Below are 19,779 nucleotides of genomic sequence, written 5' to 3'. Positions count from 1 at the left end.
CCGGTGCGGGCGAGTTCCTGGGCGAGCCACAGTGGGAGTGCGGCCGGCTCACGGGTCTCGCCGAGAGGGGTGTAGGTGCCGTGTTGGGTGGTGGTACCGGGGGCAATGATGTAGCTGCCGTGGGCGCGGATGTCGACCTGCCAGGCGAGGGCGCGGCCGGGGCTCGATCCGACGGAGGAAAGCCAGTGGCGGTTGTCGGTGGCCCGGTACCAGACGTGAAGGCCGCCGGAGGGGGTTCGGACACGCAGGGTGGTGGTGTCGTCAGCGGGGCTCGGCTGTCCGCGGAGAGCGGCAAGAACGGCGAGGGTGTGGAAGCCGTTGGTCAGGCCGGTGAGGTCCACGTGGTCGCCGATGGGGATGCCGGGCAGGATCAGGTCACGTGCGGGGGGTTCCGCGGCGTGGTCGTCGATGTCGAGAACGACCAGGCCGGCCGGGCCGCAGGAGACGCCGATGCCAAATTCCGGGTGGGAGCCCCACCACTGCTGAATACGGTCCTGGTTGAGAGTGGCCGCGTGGAAACCGTGGCACCAGTTGCTCGTGCGCAGACAGGGGCAGGTGGCAGGCGGGTGCGGGTTGGCGCGGCAGTCGCTGCAGTTCGCGGCCGGTGTCTTGCGGCCTGCGGCTAGGGGATGCACGGGCCAGCCGCGTCGCGCGCACCACTGCGCGGTGGCCAGTGCCAAGTCAGCGACTGAAGGCGTAGGGGCAGGCTTACGTGAGTCGCTGCGGCGAAACTGCAGATCAGCAGGCATCACGACCCCCTATCAGCGACCGAAGCGACTCAACGACGGACACAGACTAGCGAACATGGCCGGTGTGGTTGTGGAGCACTTGCGGAACTGCGTCGTGGCGGCGTTGATGAGGCGCCTCAGTCCCGGGCCTGCCAGCGACTGGGGCGCGAGCGGCAGCGACCGAACTGCCTTCAGTCGCTACAGACCTCAGTGTAGGAAAAGACCAGCTCAGACACGGCACAGGAGGCCGATCAGCGACTGAAGCGACTGAAGCTCTCTATATATGACGCACACGCACAGACACTAGGTCGCTCATATATCCCCTTGTTCAGTCGCTTCGGTCGCTCCAGAGTGCTGGCGATTGCTTTGACCTGTGGTTTTCTCGACTCTCCGGATAGCTACTCAAGACCGGCCGGTCGCTAGTGCTTCAGTCGCTCCTCCGGAACCCACCAGTGACTGAAGCGACTGAAGCGACTGTTCGCCGAACATGCGACACTGCGGGGCCGGTACCCGCAACAATGCATGCCCCCACCTCGCCGCGAGGCTGGAATTGCTTCTGGTAGGCCTGTCGGCTCTGGCTGTGCCTGTCAGATCTCAGCACTCGATACAGATGACAGGTGGGCAGCGACCGACCAAAGCCGGCGGGGCAGACACGGTGGTGACGTATCGCCGGGGTGATTGCGTAGACCGGCTCGAGGAGCAGCGACTGAAGCGACTGAGCCTCGGACTATCGTGCCACTTGCCCGTGACCTGGCCTTGCAGGATTTTCCTGGCCACCTTCTTGGGGTCTGTTGCCAAGCGACTGAAGCGACTGGAAGCTGAGCATCAGGCTAGCTACAGGCCACTCGGAGGCCGTCCCGCTGTGGGATGGCGAACTCCACGTCCAGCGGTGCAGTGGTCGGAGACGTGCCAGACAGCTCGGTAAGGGCACGAATGCCTCGTAGCTCGAGGACGAAGTCGATTCGGCCTCCGGCGACGGCATCCTGCTGGCCGGCGGGCCAGTGTTTCTTCGCCTTGGTGAACCAGGTAGAAGTGCTCGGCACCCTGGCTTGCCGAAGAGGCGCGTGACAGCCCGCCCAACTGCGGCGCAGGATGTTGAAGCCGCCCAGCGCGATCAGGTTGCAGTCCCAGCCGAACCATAAGAGCTGTGCGTCCTCCAGGAAGCGGCGGTGAGTATGCGCATTATGCGTATGGGGATGACATCTGCCTGTGGGCCGGCGGGGCTGGCGGCTTGTGGGTGGGCGCCAGAGCCACGATGCTCACAGACTGTTGGCAGTGCGGGCAGTTGCGGGTCCCACGATGCTCACAGACTGTTGGCAGTGCGGGCAGTTGCGGGTCCCTGTCGGCACCGGTGGGCTGCGTTCGGCGCCGGACGTTGAACGATGTTCTTGCAGCATTTCGGTGCGACGGATCTTGACTGGGGGAGCAGAGCCGGGCACTGTGCAGCCTTCTCATCGGCCATCGCCGTCCCACTACGCAAGGCCTGCGGCAGGCGCTGCGTCAGCGCGGCTGCGGGCTGTGACCTTAGCCCAGACTTGGTGTGTGACGTGCACGGTCATACTGCCTACCCGGTCTTCCCAATGGGCGTCATACACGAGGCATCAGAGGGCACAGTAGGTCGGTATTAAAACCTTTTGATCTAATTGGCGGACTATTTCTTATTTTTCGTTGAGTACACTGGCTGTAACGGGGGCGGGACTGCTGCGTCCGCTGGCTGTTGACCAGGTCCCGGTAGGGAGAACAGCGGTTCATCAGCGTCTGGGGGGCGTCGGCGTCGGGGAGGGTGCGTTGGTCAGCATCACCACGTGGCCAGCATGCTGCACGATGGACAGTCGGTGGGCTACGACCATGACGGCTCGGGTGGTCGCCAGGTCGTCGACGACCCGCCGGAACGCTTTTCGGTGATGCTGTCCATCTGCGAGGTGGGCTCGGCGTCCGCGAGCAGGGCCCGTGCTAGAGCCAGGCGCTGCCGCTGCCCGCCGGACAGATCGCTTTCCCGTCCCAGGGTGGTGTCCAGCCCTTCGGGCAAGGAGGTGAGGTCCTGTAGCCGCCCGACGGCCTCCGCGGCCGGAGGCGTTGGGCTCGGGATCCGGGCAGCAGCCATGGCGCAGCCCGAGCACGTCGACCGGGCGCATCCCGGTGAGGTAGGCGATGACGATGAAGCACGCGGTGACCAGCAGCCGGATCAGTCTCGGCGTCTCGGCGAAGTCGAGGGCCTCGCACTATGGGCGCCCGGCGATACGGCCGGTGATCGGGGTGGGCAGTGGGCAGTGGGCAGTGGCCGGGCCGCTGCGCGACCGCGGCCACCAGCCCGTGGCGCTCGACGCGCAGGGCCGCCGCAGCCGGTAGTTTGCAGCCCGCCGCGGCCGCGATGTCGTTGCCACTGGTTGCCCAAGACCACGACGGAAACATCGCCGGTGCGCTGCTCGCCGTCCCGGTCGGCACTGTCATTTCGACAGTCACGCCTGGACTGGTCCCGCTGTGTTGTCGACTCCTCCCACATCGGAGCGTTAAAGGGGGCTCCACACGGGCCCGTCCCCAGTAGACCGGCGACGGGCCCGTGTGGAGCATCACGTAATCACCGACGGACACGGAACCCCACTCGCTGTCTCGTTGGCTGGCGGCAACCGCAACGAACCGGCCCTCCTCAGCAACGGGTTCGGGTTCGGCGATGTGAAACTCGCTCTCGTCCTGGGCGCTGTCCTGGACTGGTACGGCTGGGCGACCGTGCTGATCGGGAGGTTCGCCGGTACCTGCTCGGCGCGCTGTACGACCAGGGCCTGATGCTCGCGGCCCGGCCGACAGTACGAGCAGGGTCCCGTTCGGCCTGTTTCTGCTCGCTGGGGCGCTGGTCGCAGGTCGGCGCTGGGCCCCATTGGCTTCGGCAGCGTGAGCTGGCCCCACTTGTCAGTGGCTTTCGGCCTCACTTGTCGATCGTTCGGGCATGATCTGTCAGTGAGTTTTGGCCCCACCTTCGCGTCGCGGTGTGTGGTTAAGGGGGCGGCTGTGCCCGGTGGGGGTATCCATCGACGGGGAGATGTTTGTGATCGTCTGGGTAAACGGCGCGTTCGGCAGCGGGAAGAGCACGCTGGTGGACGAACTACGTCCGCGCTGGCCCGAGGCGCTGGTCTATGACCCGGAGATGGTCGGCTATGTGCTGCGCGAGATCGTGGAGGTCCCGACCGGTGATTTTCAGGATCTGCGTCTGTGGAGGCGGCAGGTCGCGGACCTGGCCGTGGGACTCGTCGAGGAGTATCAGCGGCCCGTCCTGGTACCCATGACGCTGGTCAACCCCGGCTATGTCGAGGAGATCTTCGGTGCGCTGAAGGACGCGGGGATCGCTGCTCACCACTTCTTCCTCAAGGTCTCCGAGGAGGTGTTGGTGAAGCGGATCGACGGGCGGAGCTTCACGCCGGACGACCCCGAGCAGGATGAGCGGGTCCGTAGGTGGTGCAAGTCCAAGATCGAGTCGTGTATGGACGCAGTGGACACGCTGCCCAATGACACCGTGTTCCTCGACGGCGAGCTGAGCCCGCGGGAGCTGGCCGACGACGTGCTGGCCCGCGTCGGCGCGGTCCCGGGCCGGTGATCCGGGTTCTCGTGTCCGGTCAGCCGCTGTCCTGCTGGTTCTTGGTGTGGGCGAGACGGTAGGAGTCGGGGGCGGCGATGCCAGCCACCACGTGATCGTGCGTCATGTGCCGGTGCAGCAGCAGGACCTTGATCAGCGCGCGGTTTCCCTCGGCATCGCCGTGAGCCTTGCGGACCGCTTCCCACCAGGCGTCGTGAACCGGGGTGAACTTGCCTGCGGCGCGAGCCGGTTCCAGCGCCGTTGCCCCCGGCAGGGCGCCGGACTTGCGCACCAGGGCCTCCAGGTAGTGGTCGAGCTCCAGCCGGACGGCGCCCTTGGCGACCAGGCGCTCGTGCCGGGCGACCTCCACGCGGCCGTCGTAGATGACGACTTCGGAGGCGTGCAGCAAGACCCGCACCCGCCGTCCGATCAGCCGCACCGGTACCGAATAGCGGTTGGTGCGGACACTGACCTACCCGTAGCGGTCCACCCGAGGGCTGGACCAGCGGCCGGTCTCGAACGGCTCCTGCGGCAGCGGTTTGAGCAGCGGCTGTTCGGCGGCGAAGTACTCGCCCACCGGCCTCGGCGTCCCACTCATCGATCCGTGCATTCAGCTCCGCCAGGGTGGCGGTCCAAGAGCCCCCGCACCGACGCTTGGTCGAGGAAGCCACGGGCCACTCAGGGCTGATTCCATACAAGCGTATAGCGCCAGAACAGCCGTCGTCGCAGTCGTGCGCCAGGGAGGACGTCTCTGGCTTCACGGACGATGTCGTCAAAGGTCATGTCCGCTGGACGAGTAGGGGCAGTCATAGAGACGGGTCGCTGCGAGGGGCGACCCTTGTTCTTCAGCCAGCCCATGGCGGCGTTGGCCGGAATGGCGATGGCACCGAGCAGGTGGTCTGCCGGGATCTGGGCTCGAGACAGGCCGACGATCACCAGTGTCCCTCCCTGCGCCAGATGACGGCGGAAACGGGTGAGCGCCTCTGTGAACGGCAGGTGGTGGATCGTGGCGACGCACGTGATGACGTCGTAGGGGCCGGCAGGAAGCTCGGCTATTGCATCCGCGACGGTGAAGGTGACGGGGAGCCCGGAAGGAGTCAGCTTCTGGGCCTGGGCTGTGATCACCGGATCGGAATCGACGGCCTGCACAACGTCGGCTCGTCCGGCCAAGAGCCTTGCAAGATCACCGCTGCCAGAACCGACGTCCAGGGCGCGGCCGAAGCGCCTCGGCAACTGCCGCAGGATCCAGCGATGGTAGTGAGCGTTGTGATCCCAGGGATAAGCGGCGTTGAACCGTTCAAGAGCCTGCAGGACACGAGGCGACAAGATCTTCATCGTCCCAGTCCATCAAGTCCCTGCGGCATGCACACTTAGTTCCGGAACAAAGATCACTCGCTCCCGGACTGCCGGACGCGGTCCAAGGAAGCGAGTAGAAAAACACCTACTGAGGAAGGTCCCGACCTCCGGCACCGCCGAGGCCCGGTAGCCCTCGGTCTGTTCCAGCGCGCCGAGGTATCCCTCGGAGGGCTCCCCGACCGGGCCAACGCGCTCGTAGAACTCGACACGTACCTCCAGATCAATCATGAGGCGATCGTGGCCCGGCCCGCGGCCGAGTCATGCCCTGGTCGAGCACGGCGCGCTCGGCGGGCTCCAGTTCGGCCGCACGGAGGAAGTCGGCGACCTTGCCCGGCATGTCGAGGAGGACCGGCGGCTCCGGGGCTGGGGTGTCCAGGTCGACGACGGTGTTATCGGACAGGAGGTCGGCGACGGCGGTACGGATGGCCCCGCGGCTGACGTCGTGCTTGCGGGCGAGGCTGGCGATGGACTGGCTGGCCAGGTACGCGGTGCGCACGTCGTCGGTCTTGCCAGCTGGGACGGCCGGGCGGCGGCCGCCCTTGTTGCCCTTGGCCTCGGCGGCCCTCAGCCCGTCGTACGTCAGGTCGCGTTGGAGTTCGCCGGCGGCCGCGAGGGTCTGCACCATGAACTTCACGGTGGACAGCAGTTCTCCGGTGCGCGGGTGGCGGACGGTGAGGTCCATCGCGGAGAACGCGCCGTCGTGGATCCGCAGGGCGAGGCGGTCGCGGTGCAGGAAGTCGAGCACGTCGAGGACGTGCTGGGTGCCGCGCACGAGGCGGAACATCTCGGAGATGTGCACGACATCGCCCGGCCGCGCGTACACGAGCAGTTCGCCGAACTTCGGCCGTTCCAGCGGGTGGAGGTGGCTGGAGGTGCCGGCGTCCTCCTCGAACGTCACCGAGTCCTCGATCCCGGCCTCGTCGAGGACGAGATTCTGACGGTCGGTCGAATGTCCGGGTTCATCGGACGCCCGCCTCACCTGTCATCTTGCCGACAGGCTGCCCGTGCCCTGGTGGTGCAGCTGGGATGGAGCACCGTCTGCCAGCGGCAGAACACCGGCCGGACCGGGCTCGGTGATCATTACAGTCCAGTCTCATGACGACGATTACGACGCGTACGGTCGAGTACCCGGCCGACGGTTTGACGATGATCGGGCACCTCGCGCTCCCAGCCGGTGTCGACCGCTGGCCCGCGGTGCTGCTCGGACCAGAGGGCATGGGGCTCAGCGACGTCGAGCGCCGCCGGGCCGATGCTCTCGCCGACCTGGGATATGTAGCGCTGGCCTTCGACCTTCACGGTGGGCGCTATTTGGGTGACCCCGAGGAGATGCTGGCCCGTTGCATGCCGCTGCTCGCTGATCCCGACCGGATGCGGGGCATCGGGCATGCGGCGCTCGACGTGTTGCGCACCGAATCGCGGACCGACCCCGACCGGATCGCCGCCGTCGGCTACGGCACCGGGGGCGCCGTCGGGCTGGAACTCGGGCGTGATGGCGTCAGCCTGCGCGCGATCGGGACAGTCAACGCACTGACCACGGGCCGACCGGGCGAGGCGGCGCGCATCCGCTGCCCGGTGTGGGCCGGGGTCGGGTCGGAAGACCCGATCATGCCGCCCGCGCAACGGAACGCGTTCACCGCTGAGATGCAGGCCGCGGGCGTCGACTGGCGCCTCGCGGTCTACGGCGGCGCCTTGCACGCCTTCCACCACCCGCCGGTCGGCCACCCCGTGGTCCCCGGCGTCGGTTACCACCCACGGCACGCGCAGCGAGCCTGGCGCGACGTCGTCGACCTGCTCGCCGAGTGCCTGCCCGTAAGGCCCTCGGAGGAGATAGGCACGAAAGCCGCCCCATGGGGCGGTCAGCGCCTTCACTGAAATCCTTGCCCGAGCACTCCGGGCCGCCACACCGGGTGGGTGCGGCGGCCGTGGGTGGGATCTGCTCGTGGTTCGAGTCAGTCAGCAGAGCGGCGGATCAGCCCGGCGTCACCGCACCCTCTGACACTCCGAACCACTCCTTCAGCGCTTCCGCCAGACCGGCCGTCGACGTCGGTGCCTGCGCCCCCGCGTCGGCCGCCCAGGCCGTGAAGCCGTCCGGACGGACGAGGATCGCCGCCAGTTCCGGGCGGGACGGGCAGCTGGCCGTCAGGGTGTCGACGCGGCCGGCGTACCCCGCGGCGAGGGCCCGGAGCTCTGGGTCGTCGGTGAGGTCGAGCAGGAGCGCCCGGCCGCCGTGGAGGTGGTCCGCGAGGCGGCTGCCGTCGGTGAGTTCGAGGTCCGGGGTGCTGCGGCCGGTCAGCGGGTGCTCGCCCGGCAGCTCGTACCGCACCCCTGCACTGTTGAGCCGCGCGGTGAGGTACGTGGTGCCCACGACCGTCCCCGCCAGGTCGCTGACGATGTCGCGCAGGGCCCGGGACTGCGCGTCCGGGCGCATGGCCGCGACCTGGGACCGGGTCCAGTCCAGGACCCACGCACCGACCGGGTGCCGTTCGGAGGTGTACGTGTCCAGCAGCCCTTCCGGAGCCCGGCCGCCGATCACCGCGGCGAGCTTCCAGCCGAGGTTCATCGCGTCCCCGATACCCAGGCTCAGCCCCTGGCTCCCGAACGCGGAGTGCACGTGCGCCGCGTCGCCCGCCAGCAGCACCCGGCCCTTGCGGTACTCGGTGACCTGGCGGGCGTGGTCGGTGAAGCGGGTCGCGGTCCGCACCCCGGTGATCGTGACGTCCACGCCGGATACGCGGCGCAGCCGCGCCTGGAGGTCCTCGGTGGTGACCGGCGCGTCCCGGTCGGCCGGTGGGCCGTCGAACTCCACGGTGACGACGCGGCCCGGCATCGGCCCGTGGGCGTACACCCCGGTGTCCGTGGCGGTCCAGCCGACCTTCAGGTCCTCGGTGCCGGTCATCTCCACGACCGCCTGGTGACAGGTGATCTCCGGGTCCGTACCGGGAAATTCGAACCCTGCGAGCTTGCGGACCGCGCTGCGGCCGCCGTCGCAGCCCACGAGCCAGCCGGCGCGTATGGCCCCGTGGCTGGTGCGCACGGTGACGGCCCCGTTGTCCGCGTCGAAGCCGGTCAGCTCCACTCCCCGGCGCACGTTGACGCCGAGCTCGTCCGCCCGCCCGCCGAGCAGCCGTTCGATGTCCTGCTGCGCCACGAAAGCGATCTCGGCGGCGGGTCCGGCGTCGCCGAGGCCCGGCTCCGTACGGTCGACCAGGTCGGCGCGCAGCATGATTCCGGCGAAGTGCCCGACGATCCCGAGCCCTTGGCCCGCGGTCCCGCCTCCGTCCCCGCCGTTCCGCTCGCGCATGAATGCCTGGAAGCGTTCCATCGCCTGCCGCTGCACCTCGGCCAGCGCGGGCAGCATGCCCCTGCGGTAGAGCGCCTCGGCGCTGGGCGTGGTGATCGCCCCGCCCTTGATCGTCGGGTTCACTTCGGTGAGGCGCTCCAGGACGGCCACCCGCGCGCCTCCGAGCCGGAGCTCGCAGGCCAGCATCAGTCCGACCGGGCCGCCTCCGGCCACCACTACGTCTACGTCATAGTCCATGGCGCCGAGCATGACCGAGGGTCAAAGAGGCCAAAAAGGCGCCGAGGTGTCAAGGGACCAGCCCCGCGAGGAGAATGGGGCCAGCACAGTTAGCGTTGAGAACGATGAAGCGCTCAAGCGGCCGTGCCGAAGCCGGAGGCGGCCGGTTCCTGTTCGCGGAGCAGGGTGAAGTCGACGTCGAGCTTGGGGTCGTACGCCTCGGGCTGGATACCGAGTTCGTGGGTGCTGTACTCGCCGAACCGCTTGATGTGCTCGGTCAGGTACGGGGAGACCTGGGCCAGGTCCTCCGGGTCGATCTCCCATCCCTCCTCCAGGAGCTGGCGGACGATTTCGGCCATGTACAGGGCGTTGTGGAAGATCACCGTGTTCGTCAACAAAGCATTGAATTTCATCGCTTCTCCTGCTCGACGGGGTCGTTGTCGGCGATGACGCCCTGGTTGCCGAAGCCGACCCACTGGGAGAACCGGTTGAAGGACTCGACCTTGTTCGTCGCCGCCGTCACCCGTCGGCGAAGTGGGGCGTCCGTCAGATACCGCAGCAGTTGCACGGTGCGGGTGACGCGGCCGACCTCGCGGAACGCGGTGTAGGTGGCGTTTTTGTGCGACCCCGACCGCAGCCGCTTGAGCAGCGTCGCCGAGGAGATGACGCCCTCGCGGACGGAGACGGCTACCCGCATCAGGTGCCGGAACTGGGACTCGATCAGGTCCCAGTCGATGACGTTCTTGGAGCCGGATCGCCTCCAGCTCCTCCTTCGCCCTCTTGACCTTCGTCCCCATGCGCTTGCAGAGCATGGTCGCCAGATCGTCGCGGACCCGCATCCTCGCCTTGTGCACCAGACACGCCACCACCGCGACCCGCTTCACCGGCGCATACGCCTTGAGTTCGGAGGCGTCCAGCGAGTCCGCCTCGCCCGCGAAGTCAGTGATCTTCCGTGAAACGACGCCGTCCATCCATACCGCGGTGTCGCCCAGGGCATCGACCCAATCCAGCTGAGTGAGCAGCCGCTTGAAGTGCGACCAGCTCGGGGCCTGGGCTGGCTTCTTCACCCGGTTGTAGGGCGTGGTGCTGTCCGCGTCCCGCTCCTCCAGCAGCCGCAGCAGGCCCGCCCGCTCAAGCGCGCTCATCCGGTCGTGGATGCCCGCACAGATCGCGGCGTTCACCTCCTTGCGGACCGTCGAGGCCATTGCGTCGAAGGCGGAGAACGCCGGCAACTCCAGCCCGGCCTCCACCACCTTCTCCAGCGCAATGTTGATCAGGTCCGCCGGGCAGTTCTTCGCCGCGGCCTCCTTCCGGATCGACGCCTCCGCGACCCTGCGGGCCTCCGCCTCGTCGTAGACCACCCAGACCCGCTGCCGCACCAGACCTCGGTGGTTCTTAGCCGTCTTCGCCGCCCGGTACAGCGGCACGGTGCCCTCGGGCAGCTCCACCGCCCGCCGGACGAAATCCACCAACATCTCCGGGGTGTCCTCCAGCTTCGGGAAACACCCCATGCGCTGGTAGGACTTCAACATCAGCAACAAGGCCAAGCAGATGCTCATCGCAGTCCGTCGCCCCGGACGCCCACGCCACCTCATCCCGAGTCGGCGAGAAGAACAGATGTAGCTCATGCGCGGTGATCAGCCGCTTGAACCGCGGGTACGCGGTCCGCTCGATCGAGGTCACAATCCCGCCCCGGGCCCAGACAACAGCTCAACATCACCACGAACGACGTTGAGCCGAACGGGTGACGGGCCAGGCGATCACGGCTTCAAGATCATTCCACGGCCCCTTCTGGGCTCACCTCGGAACCGACGCCTATCGCATCCGATGCGAACTGGGGTCATGGTGCGCCGCATTGGCCAGGCAAGCCCAGGGGCCTGCTGATCAGCGAGTAGACGACTTGCCAGGTCTGCTGGGACGGTAGCTGACGGGGCGGGTGCATGTCGTTCCGCTTCACTCGATCGGATGGCTGACCTGCTGTTCCGCTCCGGACATCGCATCTGATGCGAGATTCTCGCGGCGAATGCGATCTACGGAGCGTGACAATTTGGCGAGCGACAACGGGGCGGCGCCGGGGGCCGCGCGGCTTCACCTGGCCGACGGGGTGCCGCTGCTGCGGCCGGACGAGCAGGTCTTCGAGGCGATGCTGGATGGCTGGCGCAACCAGCAGCTGGCCCGGAACCTCGCGCTGTCGACTATCAACGGCCGCGAGCGAAAGGTACGGGCGTTCGCCGCTCACGCCGACGCCTTCCCGTGGAACTGGTCCTCGCCGCTGGCCGACGAGTGGTTCGGGGACCTGCGGTCAGTTCATGGCTGCGGACGTTCGACGCTCCGCGGTTACCAGGAAGCGGTACGGCTGTTCTGCGACTACACCACCGACCCGGCATACGAGTGGACGGCCGAGTGCGAACGGCGCTTCGGCACTCATCCGACCCAGGTCTGCCACGAGTGGAACACCGCCGTGCACATGCAGGAGTGCGAGGCTGAGGCCCCGAAGCGGGCCTTCACCCGGGATGAGTTGCAGACGTTTTTCGACCATGCCGACGACCAGGTCGAGCGTGTCCGAGGACGCGGCCGGAAGGGCTGGCTGCCCGCCTTCCGCGACACGATGCTGTTCAAGACCGCGTACGCCTTCGGACTGCGCCGCAACGAGGCCCGGATGCTGGACACCGCGGACTTCGGCCGCAACCCCGAAGGCGGGGAGTTCGGCGAGTTCGGCATCTGCTACGTCCGCCACGGCAAGGCGAAGAAGGGCTCGCCACCCAAACGCCGCAGCGTGCTGACGGTATGGGAATGGTCAGCCGAGATCCTCGACCAGTGGGTCAGCGAGGTCAGGCCCGCCATGCGGCACGCGGACGGGCCGGCCCTGTGGCCTTCCGAACGTGGGCGGCGAGTGGGCCTGCAACGGCTGGACTCCCGCTTCGCCACCTACCGCGACGACCTCGGCCTGGACCCGGTCCTGGACTTCCACTCGCTGCGAAGGTCATACGTCACCCACCTGATCGAAGACGGCTGGGACCCGCTGTTCGTCCAGCAGCAGGCCGGCCACGACCACGCGTCCACCACCTCCATCTACACCTGCGTGTCCTCCGACTTCCGCACCCGCACCCTGCGGCGGGCCCTGGACGCCACCATCGAGGCCGCACTCAAGCCCGCGAGGAGGGCCCGATGAAACGCCAGGTCAGCTACCAGTGGCGGCTGCGCGAGCGAATGGCTGCCGCCGGGATGTTCACCACCAGCGAGCTCGCCCCGCCGCTCGCCGAGCGCGGCATCAACCTCTCCCTCTCACAGGTCCACCGCCTGGTCACCGGCACCCCCGAGCGGCTGTCACTGCCAGTGCTGGCCGCACTCTGCGACATCTTCGACTGCACCCCAGCCGACCTCATCGCCACCAAGGCAGAGAACGCCGCCGTCCGCAAGGTCGCCACCGGCGACGCGGTGGTCGACCTGTCCGCCGTCCGGCCCAAGCGCGCCCGCATCCGGCCCGAAGGATGAGCCGCACCCGCGTCCGCGCCGAGGACCTGTTCTGCGCGCGGTGCCGTCGGGCCGTCCGTCTCGGGGCGGCCCACTGGCCCGAGGGCTATCTCTGCGCAGGCTGTTTCACCCGTGCCCTGGAGACCTACGGAACTTGCACCGGCTGCGGAGTTGAGCAGCTCACCCCGGGCCTCGCGTCAGACGGCGGCAAGCTCTGCACCGACTGCGTCGGCGGCCTCGGCGACTTCACCTGCGAACGGTGCGGACGGGAAGCCAGGCGCTACCGGCGCGGGGTCTGCGGCCAGTGCGTCCTGACCGAACGCCTCCGCGAACTCCTCGACGACGGCACCGGCTCCGTCCGCACCGAACTGCTCCCGCTCTTGGACGCCCTGCGGCAGATCCGCCGCCCCTGGGGCGCCCTGACCTGGACCAGCAAGCCCCACGTCCAGTGCAACCTGCGGGCCCTGGCTCGCGGCGAAGTCCCGCTCACCCACGACGGCCTGAGCCAGCTCACCCCCTGGCGGTCGGTCGCCTACCTGCGCGACCTGCTCATCCAGGCCGGGGTCCTGCCACCCGCCGACCGGCAACTGCTGCTGTTCCAGCGATGGCTCGGCGAGAAACTGGCCGCCGCCGACGAGGCCGGGCACCGCAAGCTGCTGGAGCTCTTCGCCACGTGGCACGTCCAGCGCCGCCTGAACGCCCTTGCCGACCGCAGCCCGCTCACCAGCAAACAGATCCAGCAGGCCCGCAACGAGATCCACCTCGCGACCGCCTTCCTCGGTCACCTCGCCGAGCGCGGACGGACGCTGGCCGACTGCACCCAGGCCGATGTCGATGCCTGGTATGCAGGCGGCTACACCGCCCGGCGCCTCACCCATGCCTTCCTGCGCTGGGCGATGAGATCCAAGCACATGCCCAAGGTCACCGTCCTGCACCGCTCCACGAGCAACCCCGCCCCGCTCGCCCAGCACCAGCGGCTCACCTTGCTGCGGCAGATCGTCAACCGCGACGACATCCTGCTCCAGGACCGCGTGGTCGCCGTGCTCGTCCTCCTCCACGCGCAACCGCTCACCCGGATCGCCAGGCTCACCACCGACGATGTCCTTCAGGAGAACGGCGAGGTCCTGATCCGGCTCGGCGAGCCGCCCTCGCCCGTTCCCGAGCCCTTCGCCGGGATGCTGCTGGCCCATCTCGACCAGCGGCCGAACACCATGACCGCCACCAACCCCAAGGCTCGGTGGCTCTTCCCCGGCCGACGAGCCGGACAGCCCATTACCTCACACACCCTCGAACTCCGGCTCCGCCACCTGGGCTTCCCTACCCAGCGGGGACGCACGGCAGCAATCCGCCACCTCGTGCTCCAGGCCCCCGCACCCGTGGTCGCCCGCATGCTCGGCTACCACGACGACACCACCGCCCAGTTTGCCGCCGAGGCCGGAGGAACCTGGCGCCGCTACGCTCCCGGCGACCACCGCCCGCCAGGCGCTGCTTGACCTTGCCGCTGGCGGCAGGGTTGAACGATGACCGGCATGAACAGCACCGCACCGCAGACCAGCAGGATCGTCGCCGTCACCGGAGCCGGCACCGGGATCGGCCGGGCCACCGCCCGCGCCTTCGCCGCCGAGGGCGCCCACGTGGTCGCGATCGGGCGGCGGGCCGAGCCGCTCAAGGAGACCGCTGCCGGGCACGACCGGATATCGCCGCTGGCCGCCGACATCACCGCCGAGGGCGAGCCCGAACGGATCCTCCAGGCCGTGCTGGAGACACACAGCCGACTGGACGTGCTGGTCAACAACGCCGGCATCGTGCGCAGCGGCTCCCTCGGCACTCTGACACCGGAGGTGATCACGTCTCAGCTGGCCACCAACCTCGTCGCGCCCATCCTGCTGGCCCAAGCCGCGCTGCCACTCCTGGAGACGTCGGGCGGGGTGATCGTCAATGTCAGCACGTCGGTGGGGCAGCGGGCCTGGCCCGGCAGCTCGGTCTACGCGGCGACCAAGACCGCCCTGGAACTGCTGACCCGCAGCTGGGCGGTCGAGCTGGCACCCCGCGGGATCCGGGTGGTGGCGGTCGCCCCCGGAGCGATCGACACCCCCATCGGCGAGCACCAGGGCCTGACGCCGAAGCGCATGGCCGCAGTGCGGGAGTGGCAGCTGGCGCACACCCCGCTGGGCCGCATCGGCCGCCCCGAGGAGGTGGCCTGGGCAGTCACCCAGCTTGCGGCACCGGCCGCGCGTTCGTCACCGGAGTGGTACTCCCGGTCGACGGCGGGGCGGTCGTGGCGTGATAGGAGTGGCCCGGGAGGTGGAATGGGTGCGGATAGGTGAGCTGGCCAGGGCGACCGGGACGACTGCTCGTGCGCTGCGGCACTACGAGCAGGCCGGGCTGATCTCCTCCGAGCGGGCCCCCAACGGCTACCGCATCTATGACGAGTGGGCGGTGGTGCGGGTCCGCAACATCCGCTACATGCTGGCCGCCGGACTCACCCTGGACGACGTGCGCGTGTTCCTGCCATGCCTGGACGGCGACGTGGCTGCCGCACCTCCCTCCGGCAAGGGCCTGCGGGTCGCACTGGAGCGGCTGGCGGTCCTCAACGAACGGATCACCGTCCAGACCGAGGCCCGCGACCGGCTGGAGGCCGCGTTGCGACAGGCAACCGGTGGCCGGATCCGCCCAGTGGCCTGACCGCCCGCCTCGTCGCAGAAGCCCAGAGGTACCTGGCGTCGCTACGCTCCCCACGGCCACTCACGGTGACGACGAGCCCCCACCGGCCGGGGAATACGCGACTCATGATTACGCGAGGTTGCCAGTTCGATACCCCAAGTTGCGGCTCACGAGATCGTCGTGCACCGGCGGGCCGGCCTTCTTGCCCCGGCCACGCTTCTTCCCGAAGACACTCCACCAGCGGTTGTCCCGGCATCCGCCACGCGGTGCGCTCGGCCATGGCCGCCCCGGCACCACGCGCTTCATCGGCCAGGAACCGGTAGCCGAACTCCGGGTCGTCGCGGTGGGCGTCGGACAACGCGTTCGCGCGATACGCCTCCTCGCACAGCGTCGGCCACCGGCTTGCCCAGCCAGCGGTAGTAGGGCTGTCTGGCGAGCTTGAGCACCCGGCACGTCACCGTGACGGGCACCCCGTCCGCGGCCAGCTCCTTCACGAGCGGGTAGATCCTTTTCCCGGCAGATGCGCCTGCGACAGATAGGCCGCGGCCCGGCGCAGGACCTCGTTCTCCTGCCCCAGCAGCTTGATCCGCCGACGCGCTTCCCGCAGTTCCGCGCTCTCCTGGCTGGTCACCCCGGGCTTGGACCCGTCGTCGACATCCGCCCGGCGCATCCACTTCCACAACGTCATCGGGTGGACCCCGAAGTCGGTGGTCACCTGCTCCACCGTGACACCCGGGCCGCGGTTCCTCGCGACCCGCACGACATCCTGGCGGAACTCTTCCGGATAAGGCTTGGGCACAGCGACATCCTTCCCACCCGCCCCACAGGGCGAGCCAGTTCAGATGTCACCCGATCGTGCAGCAGACCCGATCCGCCGCTTTAGGGTGGGAAGCTGACGCCATCGGCGTTGGGGGGTAGTTCCCCTTGAGGGACGTCCCTGATCACGCGGTGAGTCAGCGGTGCAAGACTTCCTGTGCTGCTCGTCCGCAGCGGACGTCCCTGAACAGGACGTGGCCCGAGCCCGCTGGCTCCGAGCAGTGCGGACCGTGTAGGTCGAGGTCCTCAAGTTCCGTGGGGAGAACGAAGCGCGGCCCGACATATGCCGGGTCGAAGGTGAAGCTCACCCTCGTGCCGCCGCCTTGTGGTGGAAGAAACGCTTGGGGGGTGATGCGAGGCCGGATGCCGGTGTGGACTTGGCGCAACCCGCGCCCTGCGCACCACATCTCAACAGTCACCCGCCCGGAAAGCGCGGCAGCAGCGGCCAACAGCCACCACTCGGGCCCAAGGAGGGAGCCGCAGTATCCGAGGACGGGAGCACCGGGGTCATGCCAGGCGTGAGGCTGATCCATGGATATCGTGAAGCTGTTGTCGCTGGTGATCTCGAGGAGACCATGCAGTGTGTGCTCCTCGGCAACGCTTGTCGCTGGATGAAGCACATGACGGCCCACCGCGCATAGTTGGCCGGCAGCTTCGGATTTCCAGATCCCACCCCGAAGTACATACCCGGCCTTCTGTGCACGGCGACATCGAAGTCGATCACCTCGATGTCGGCCGCGTCATACGAATGGTCCGTCACGGCCACACGCTATCGCCCTGGCAGGTCCATCTGAAGGTGCACTTGAAGGTGGAAGTGCCTCGGGAGACCTGCAGGTGGGACAGGAGCATCGGCTACTTTGGCGGGTCGGTCCGTTCGCTACACAGACCCCGGCACGGCGACCGCAGTAGCCCTCGCGATTTGGCTCCGTACATGACCGCGCTTTAGGCGTCAGCTCACCGACGCGCCGGGAGCCAGCGCCAAGCCAGAGGCCGCGAGGAAGGCTTCAAGGCTGATGACTCCGCTGCCGGTGCCGTCGTCCCATTCGACCAGGAGTTGCGAGAGGCCCTCGTTCCAGGAGTCTGGTGTGTCGATGTCAGGGCCAGGGTGCCGCTCGACGCAGCCTTCGCCGTGCCGGTACCGGAGGTACAAGTACTGGCCCTCCGCCGTCCAGGCATCCCACTGGGACGGGTGGGCGGAACACGTCTGCACAACCCGCACCGGCATCAGACCCTCAACTTCATCCATTCGGTGATGGTCGCGCGGCAAACGGAATTTTGGCAATCGACTTCAGAGAGGCCGACAGCGACCATGATCGCCCGGACAGCTCCTCGTCGTCGGCGACCATCACGTCGTTGCATGAGTGGCGGCTCACACATCTTCCGCTGGACACCAGGCCCCTGCGGTCGGTGACACCAGTTGCTCCGCTGGCACCCGCCAGTGGTAGCACCCACCGTGGGGGTGAAGCCGAGTGACCCTGCCACGCCAAAGGAACATGACCGAGCAGGCCGCCGACGCCGCCATCGACACCGCCTGTCGTATGCTGCGGTTGGCGACGATCCGGGCTGAGTTGCCCGACATCGCACCTCGGCTGCCAAGGACCAGATGGCCTACCGCGGCTTCCTCGCCGAGCTGCTGATGGCTGAGTGCGACGACCGGGCATGGCGCCGCACCGAATGTGCGTTTTGGGCCGCCGGTGCGGCCTGGGACACGGGGGCTTTCAGGCTGTCCATCGTGCGCTCCGACATCAGGGCCCGCTCGCGTCGGCGTCGAGCATGACCTGTGACTGCCACCCGTATCGCCTTCCGTGGCGATGCGATAGCGGTGGCTCCGGTCAGCTGGAACGATGAAGCGGCGTACGTCCCGCACGGCCCGGCATCTTGGCACCTGGAAGCCACCTTGCACCCTGGTGACGGCTTGACGGGGCGTTCCAGTGAGTGGAGCCGGAGGATGCGGACTCCTGTCAGTGTCGCGCACGCCGCTTGTGAGCAGTATGGAAGCTACAAATCGCCGCGTCGGAAGGAGCGTGCTGCAGCCATGACTTCCTTCAGGTGGCCGCCGGCGATGGCTTCGATGGGCGAGTCGTCGTCGAGTTGAGGGTTCATGCCCATCATCCAGGCCCTGGCGATGTGCTGGTTCTCGTACTCCGCGATGAGGGTGAAGACGTTGAAGGCGGTCCGCAGGCGGAACTCCGAGTCGAACCGTGGGGCGTTCTGGCCCTTGGCCCAGCGGCCGACCTGCTTGGGGTCTTCGACACCGGCGATGAAGGCCGCGACCCGCTGGCTGAACGTGTCCTGCAGGAAGCGGGCGATCTCAGCAATGGTCTGCTCGGCGGTGCTGCGGTGTGCGCGCGCCTCGGCTTCCGCGATGGTCTCTCGCTGGATCTGCATGGTCTCCTCGAATCCTCGCTGGCCGGTCAGACGGCGGCGAAGGGCGGGCGCGTTCAACGCGCTAAGGCTTGGGGTGTGTTCAGGCTCGGCCGGAGGCTTTCGCGGTTGCGATGGGCAGTGCCGCGTTTGCTCGTGTCCGGCTGGCTGCTGGGGGCTGCAGCACACCGCCTCGGCCTTGAGGAGGCGTTCACGGTCGGGGACGTGCTCGTTGCGCCTGGCTGGTATCGCGGTGTCGTTCCGGGTAACCGGCGGCCTGTGAAGGTAGTGGTCAACATGCTTGCTCCTCAATGGTGTTGGCTCCAGGGTACCCGTTTAGGGTCTGCTTACTCCACAGTTTTCCCCCTAAAAAACACCCTGAAATCCCACCGGCTGGTACTGCTATGGGGCTGTGAGCTGCGAGTTCGAAAATGTGCACCAAGTTGCAGAAGCGTGACGTCGGCCGCACGCAACGACCTGATCGGGCGACAGTACGTACGGCTAGACGACCTAATTGGCTCACCTGATGGTCAGGCCGTACTCGAGGGCAACCTCCCGCAGCGCGGGATCTTCCACCTGGATGGGGCGCCATTCGACTTCCTTGAGCTCGGTGTCGCGCAGAATCGCCCAGCATCGGCGGCCGCCGTAGCTGGAGCGGTAGGTGATGCCCTGGACGAGCTGATGGCCGGCTTCGTTGCGCTGGGCGACAGCCCATGCAGCGATCTGCCGTGTGATCCGCCGGTCTTTGCCACGAATGTGTTCGTCCGTCAGCGGGCCCTCGACACCGAAGGCGCGCAGCTCCCCGCGGAGATCCCTGGCCAGTTCGGCGCGGGTCTCCTCGGTTTCGACATCGAGGAAGAGCGCCTCGTACCTCGGAACGAGGCGGACCAGGATCCGCCTGTCGCGCCAGCTGGAGGCGATGTCCCGCAGCGCCATCTGCCCCGGCCCGGATGGGGCGCCGGCCATGAGTTCGCGCACCTTGTCGGAAAGCCGGAAGGGCGCCAGTGCCTCGGCGTAGCACCCGGCGGGGGCGGAGGCGCAGTAGAGCATGCCGTAGGAAAACAGACTGAAGCGCCCTGCCGATGAGCCGTCAAAGGTCTCCGGCTCCAGCTGGTTGTACATGATGGGATCATCCGCCCACCCCAGACGCCACACGCCGTTGTCGGGGGCTGCCGTCAACGTGACTGGTGGAACGGTCATCGGAGCTGCCCCTCCTGCTCGCTGGTCCGGCTCCCTGCGGAGCCTGCGGGGTCCGTCTCCGGCAAGGAACGAACGGGCACTCGGGGCGGGCT

At 68.0% G+C, this 19,779-nt stretch carries 20 protein-coding genes and 5 pseudogenes; 11 read left to right on the top strand and 14 right to left on the bottom strand.

Annotation, left to right across the window (positions count from 1 at the left end; all coding sequences use genetic code 11):
* Window positions 1-635: bifunctional DNA primase/polymerase (locus ACFZDC_RS37890; RefSeq protein WP_391331106.1), on the bottom strand; the 635-nt coding region annotated here is incomplete at its 3' end.
* Between the two features lie 2,244 nt (window positions 636-2,879).
* Here ACFZDC_RS37890 and ACFZDC_RS37885 point away from each other — a divergent pair.
* The 4 genes and pseudogenes from ACFZDC_RS37885 (at window position 2,880) to ACFZDC_RS37870 (ending at window position 4,317) form a co-directional block, all read left to right on the top strand.
* Window positions 2,880-3,077, top strand: coding sequence for a hypothetical protein (locus ACFZDC_RS37885; RefSeq protein WP_391331093.1), 198 nt, complete (start codon window positions 2,880-2,882; stop codon window positions 3,075-3,077).
* Window positions 3,078-3,193: 116 nt separating this feature from the next.
* Window positions 3,194-3,365 (top strand): annotated as a pseudogene (locus ACFZDC_RS37880) (IS5/IS1182 family transposase); the annotation flags it as partial.
* 36 nt (window positions 3,366-3,401) lie between these two features.
* Complete coding sequence (locus ACFZDC_RS37875) at window positions 3,402-3,512, top strand: hypothetical protein (protein ID WP_391331104.1); 111 nt, start codon at window positions 3,402-3,404, stop codon at window positions 3,510-3,512.
* A 259-nt stretch (window positions 3,513-3,771) separates the two neighbouring features.
* Entirely contained in the window at window positions 3,772-4,317 is a 546-nt protein-coding gene (locus ACFZDC_RS37870; protein WP_391331091.1) for an AAA family ATPase, read from the top strand.
* A gap of 19 nt (window positions 4,318-4,336) precedes the next feature.
* On the opposite strand, the gene ACFZDC_RS37865 is transcribed toward ACFZDC_RS37870, so the two are convergent.
* From ACFZDC_RS37865 to ACFZDC_RS37845, 5 genes are all read right to left on the bottom strand, one after another.
* The gene (locus ACFZDC_RS37865) at window positions 4,337-4,735 is read right to left on the bottom strand and encodes a hypothetical protein (protein WP_391331089.1); all 399 of its coding nucleotides are present in this window, start codon (window positions 4,733-4,735) and stop codon (window positions 4,337-4,339) included.
* 33 nt (window positions 4,736-4,768) lie between these two features.
* Window positions 4,769-4,894, bottom strand: a complete 126-nt coding sequence (locus tag ACFZDC_RS37860) for a hypothetical protein (protein ID WP_391331087.1) — start codon at window positions 4,892-4,894, stop codon at window positions 4,769-4,771.
* An 80-nt stretch (window positions 4,895-4,974) separates the two neighbouring features.
* Window positions 4,975-5,631 (bottom strand): methyltransferase domain-containing protein, encoded by a 657-nt coding sequence (locus ACFZDC_RS37855; RefSeq protein WP_391331085.1) that lies wholly within the window; start codon window positions 5,629-5,631, stop codon window positions 4,975-4,977.
* A 12-nt stretch (window positions 5,632-5,643) separates the two neighbouring features.
* A complete protein-coding gene (locus tag ACFZDC_RS37850) occupies window positions 5,644-5,880 on the bottom strand; it encodes a hypothetical protein (protein ID WP_391331083.1) in 237 nt (78 codons plus the stop codon).
* Window positions 5,873-6,631 (bottom strand): recombinase family protein, encoded by a 759-nt coding sequence (locus ACFZDC_RS37845; protein WP_391331081.1) that lies wholly within the window; start codon window positions 6,629-6,631, stop codon window positions 5,873-5,875. Before ACFZDC_RS37845 ends, ACFZDC_RS37850 begins: the two co-directional genes overlap by 8 nt.
* Before the next feature lie 116 nt (window positions 6,632-6,747).
* On the opposite strand from ACFZDC_RS37845, the gene ACFZDC_RS37840 reads away from it, so the two are divergent.
* Complete coding sequence (locus ACFZDC_RS37840; RefSeq protein ID WP_391331079.1) at window positions 6,748-7,524, top strand: dienelactone hydrolase family protein; 777 nt, start codon at window positions 6,748-6,750, stop codon at window positions 7,522-7,524.
* Between the two features lie 97 nt (window positions 7,525-7,621).
* Here ACFZDC_RS37840 and ACFZDC_RS37835 read toward each other — a convergent pair whose 3' ends face one another.
* From ACFZDC_RS37835 to ACFZDC_RS37820, 4 genes and pseudogenes are all read right to left on the bottom strand, one after another.
* Window positions 7,622-9,190, bottom strand: coding sequence for an FAD-dependent monooxygenase (locus tag ACFZDC_RS37835; protein ID WP_391331077.1), 1,569 nt, complete (start codon window positions 9,188-9,190; stop codon window positions 7,622-7,624).
* Window positions 9,191-9,303: 113 nt separating this feature from the next.
* A pseudogene (locus ACFZDC_RS37830) lies at window positions 9,304-9,866 on the bottom strand (Tn3 family transposase).
* A 556-nt stretch (window positions 9,867-10,422) separates the two neighbouring features.
* Window positions 10,423-10,680, bottom strand: a pseudogene (locus tag ACFZDC_RS37825) (hypothetical protein); the annotation flags it as partial.
* A complete protein-coding gene (locus ACFZDC_RS37820) occupies window positions 10,565-10,852 on the bottom strand; it encodes a DUF4158 domain-containing protein (protein WP_391331075.1) in 288 nt (95 codons plus the stop codon). The pseudogene ACFZDC_RS37825 and the gene ACFZDC_RS37820, both read right to left, overlap by 116 nt.
* 364 nt (window positions 10,853-11,216) lie before the next feature.
* Here ACFZDC_RS37820 and ACFZDC_RS37815 point away from each other — a divergent pair, with 364 nt between their 5' ends.
* The 5 genes and pseudogenes from ACFZDC_RS37815 (at window position 11,217) to ACFZDC_RS37795 (ending at window position 15,328) form a co-directional block, all read left to right on the top strand.
* Window positions 11,217-12,341, top strand: a complete 1,125-nt coding sequence (locus ACFZDC_RS37815) for a tyrosine-type recombinase/integrase (protein WP_391331073.1) — start codon at window positions 11,217-11,219, stop codon at window positions 12,339-12,341.
* Window positions 12,338-12,664, top strand: coding sequence for a helix-turn-helix transcriptional regulator (locus ACFZDC_RS37810; protein WP_326793669.1), 327 nt, complete (start codon window positions 12,338-12,340; stop codon window positions 12,662-12,664). The genes ACFZDC_RS37815 and ACFZDC_RS37810 overlap by 4 nt, the downstream gene beginning before the upstream one ends.
* On the top strand, window positions 12,661-14,136 hold the full coding sequence (locus ACFZDC_RS37805) for a hypothetical protein (RefSeq protein WP_391331070.1): 1,476 nt from the start codon (window positions 12,661-12,663) through the stop codon (window positions 14,134-14,136). The genes ACFZDC_RS37810 and ACFZDC_RS37805 overlap by 4 nt, the downstream gene beginning before the upstream one ends.
* A 27-nt stretch (window positions 14,137-14,163) precedes the next feature.
* Window positions 14,164-14,930: pseudogene (locus ACFZDC_RS37800) on the top strand (SDR family NAD(P)-dependent oxidoreductase).
* 26 nt (window positions 14,931-14,956) lie between these two features.
* Entirely contained in the window at window positions 14,957-15,328 is a 372-nt protein-coding gene (locus tag ACFZDC_RS37795; RefSeq protein ID WP_391331068.1) for a MerR family transcriptional regulator, read from the top strand.
* 469 nt (window positions 15,329-15,797) lie between these two features.
* Here ACFZDC_RS37795 and ACFZDC_RS37790 read toward each other — a convergent pair whose 3' ends face one another.
* A complete protein-coding gene (locus ACFZDC_RS37790; RefSeq protein ID WP_391331065.1) occupies window positions 15,798-16,106 on the bottom strand; it encodes a transposase in 309 nt (102 codons plus the stop codon).
* A 966-nt stretch (window positions 16,107-17,072) separates the two neighbouring features.
* On the bottom strand, window positions 17,073-17,369 hold the full coding sequence (locus ACFZDC_RS37785) for a hypothetical protein (RefSeq protein WP_391331063.1): 297 nt from the start codon (window positions 17,367-17,369) through the stop codon (window positions 17,073-17,075).
* Between the two features lie 223 nt (window positions 17,370-17,592).
* Here ACFZDC_RS37785 and ACFZDC_RS37780 point away from each other — a divergent pair.
* Window positions 17,593-17,819: pseudogene (locus ACFZDC_RS37780) on the top strand (AAA family ATPase); the annotation flags it as partial.
* 302 nt (window positions 17,820-18,121) lie between these two features.
* Here the strand turns inward: ACFZDC_RS37780 and ACFZDC_RS37775 are convergent.
* A complete protein-coding gene (locus ACFZDC_RS37775) occupies window positions 18,122-18,511 on the bottom strand; it encodes an XRE family transcriptional regulator (protein WP_391331061.1) in 390 nt (129 codons plus the stop codon).
* A gap of 495 nt (window positions 18,512-19,006) precedes the next feature.
* Window positions 19,007-19,687, bottom strand: coding sequence for an RES domain-containing protein (locus ACFZDC_RS37770; protein ID WP_391331059.1), 681 nt, complete (start codon window positions 19,685-19,687; stop codon window positions 19,007-19,009).
* Between the last annotated feature and the right edge of the window lie 92 nt (window positions 19,688-19,779).

Origin of the sequence: Streptomyces sp. NPDC007905 (assembly GCF_042959345.1) — a bacterium.
GTDB lineage: Bacteria > Actinomycetota > Actinomycetes > Streptomycetales > Streptomycetaceae > Streptomyces.
The sequence above is the reverse complement of the archived record's forward strand: the minus strand, read 5'-3'. Positions and strand labels throughout refer to the sequence as shown.

Excerpts from the sequence above, each read along its gene's own strand:
- ACFZDC_RS37885 (WP_391331093.1), top strand. The coding sequence starts at position 2,880 with ATGACGATGAAGCACGCGGTGACCAGCAGCCGGATCAGTCTCGGCGTC.
- ACFZDC_RS37850 (WP_391331083.1), bottom strand. The coding sequence starts at position 5,880 with ATGATTGATCTGGAGGTACGTGTCGAGTTCTACGAGCGCGTTGGCCCG.
- ACFZDC_RS37770 (WP_391331059.1), bottom strand. The coding sequence starts at position 19,687 with ATGACCGTTCCACCAGTCACGTTGACGGCAGCCCCCGACAACGGCGTG.
- ACFZDC_RS37805 (WP_391331070.1), top strand. The coding sequence starts at position 12,661 with ATGAGCCGCACCCGCGTCCGCGCCGAGGACCTGTTCTGCGCGCGGTGC.
- ACFZDC_RS37860 (WP_391331087.1), bottom strand. The coding sequence starts at position 4,894 with ATGAGTGGGACGCCGAGGCCGGTGGGCGAGTACTTCGCCGCCGAACAG.
- ACFZDC_RS37855 (WP_391331085.1), bottom strand. The coding sequence starts at position 5,631 with ATGAAGATCTTGTCGCCTCGTGTCCTGCAGGCTCTTGAACGGTTCAAC.
- ACFZDC_RS37840 (WP_391331079.1), top strand. The coding sequence starts at position 6,748 with ATGACGACGATTACGACGCGTACGGTCGAGTACCCGGCCGACGGTTTG.
- ACFZDC_RS37810 (WP_326793669.1), top strand. The coding sequence starts at position 12,338 with ATGAAACGCCAGGTCAGCTACCAGTGGCGGCTGCGCGAGCGAATGGCT.
- ACFZDC_RS37775 (WP_391331061.1), bottom strand. The coding sequence starts at position 18,511 with ATGCAGATCCAGCGAGAGACCATCGCGGAAGCCGAGGCGCGCGCACAC.
- ACFZDC_RS37785 (WP_391331063.1), bottom strand. The coding sequence starts at position 17,369 with ATGGATGAAGTTGAGGGTCTGATGCCGGTGCGGGTTGTGCAGACGTGT.
- ACFZDC_RS37835 (WP_391331077.1), bottom strand. The coding sequence starts at position 9,190 with ATGGACTATGACGTAGACGTAGTGGTGGCCGGAGGCGGCCCGGTCGGA.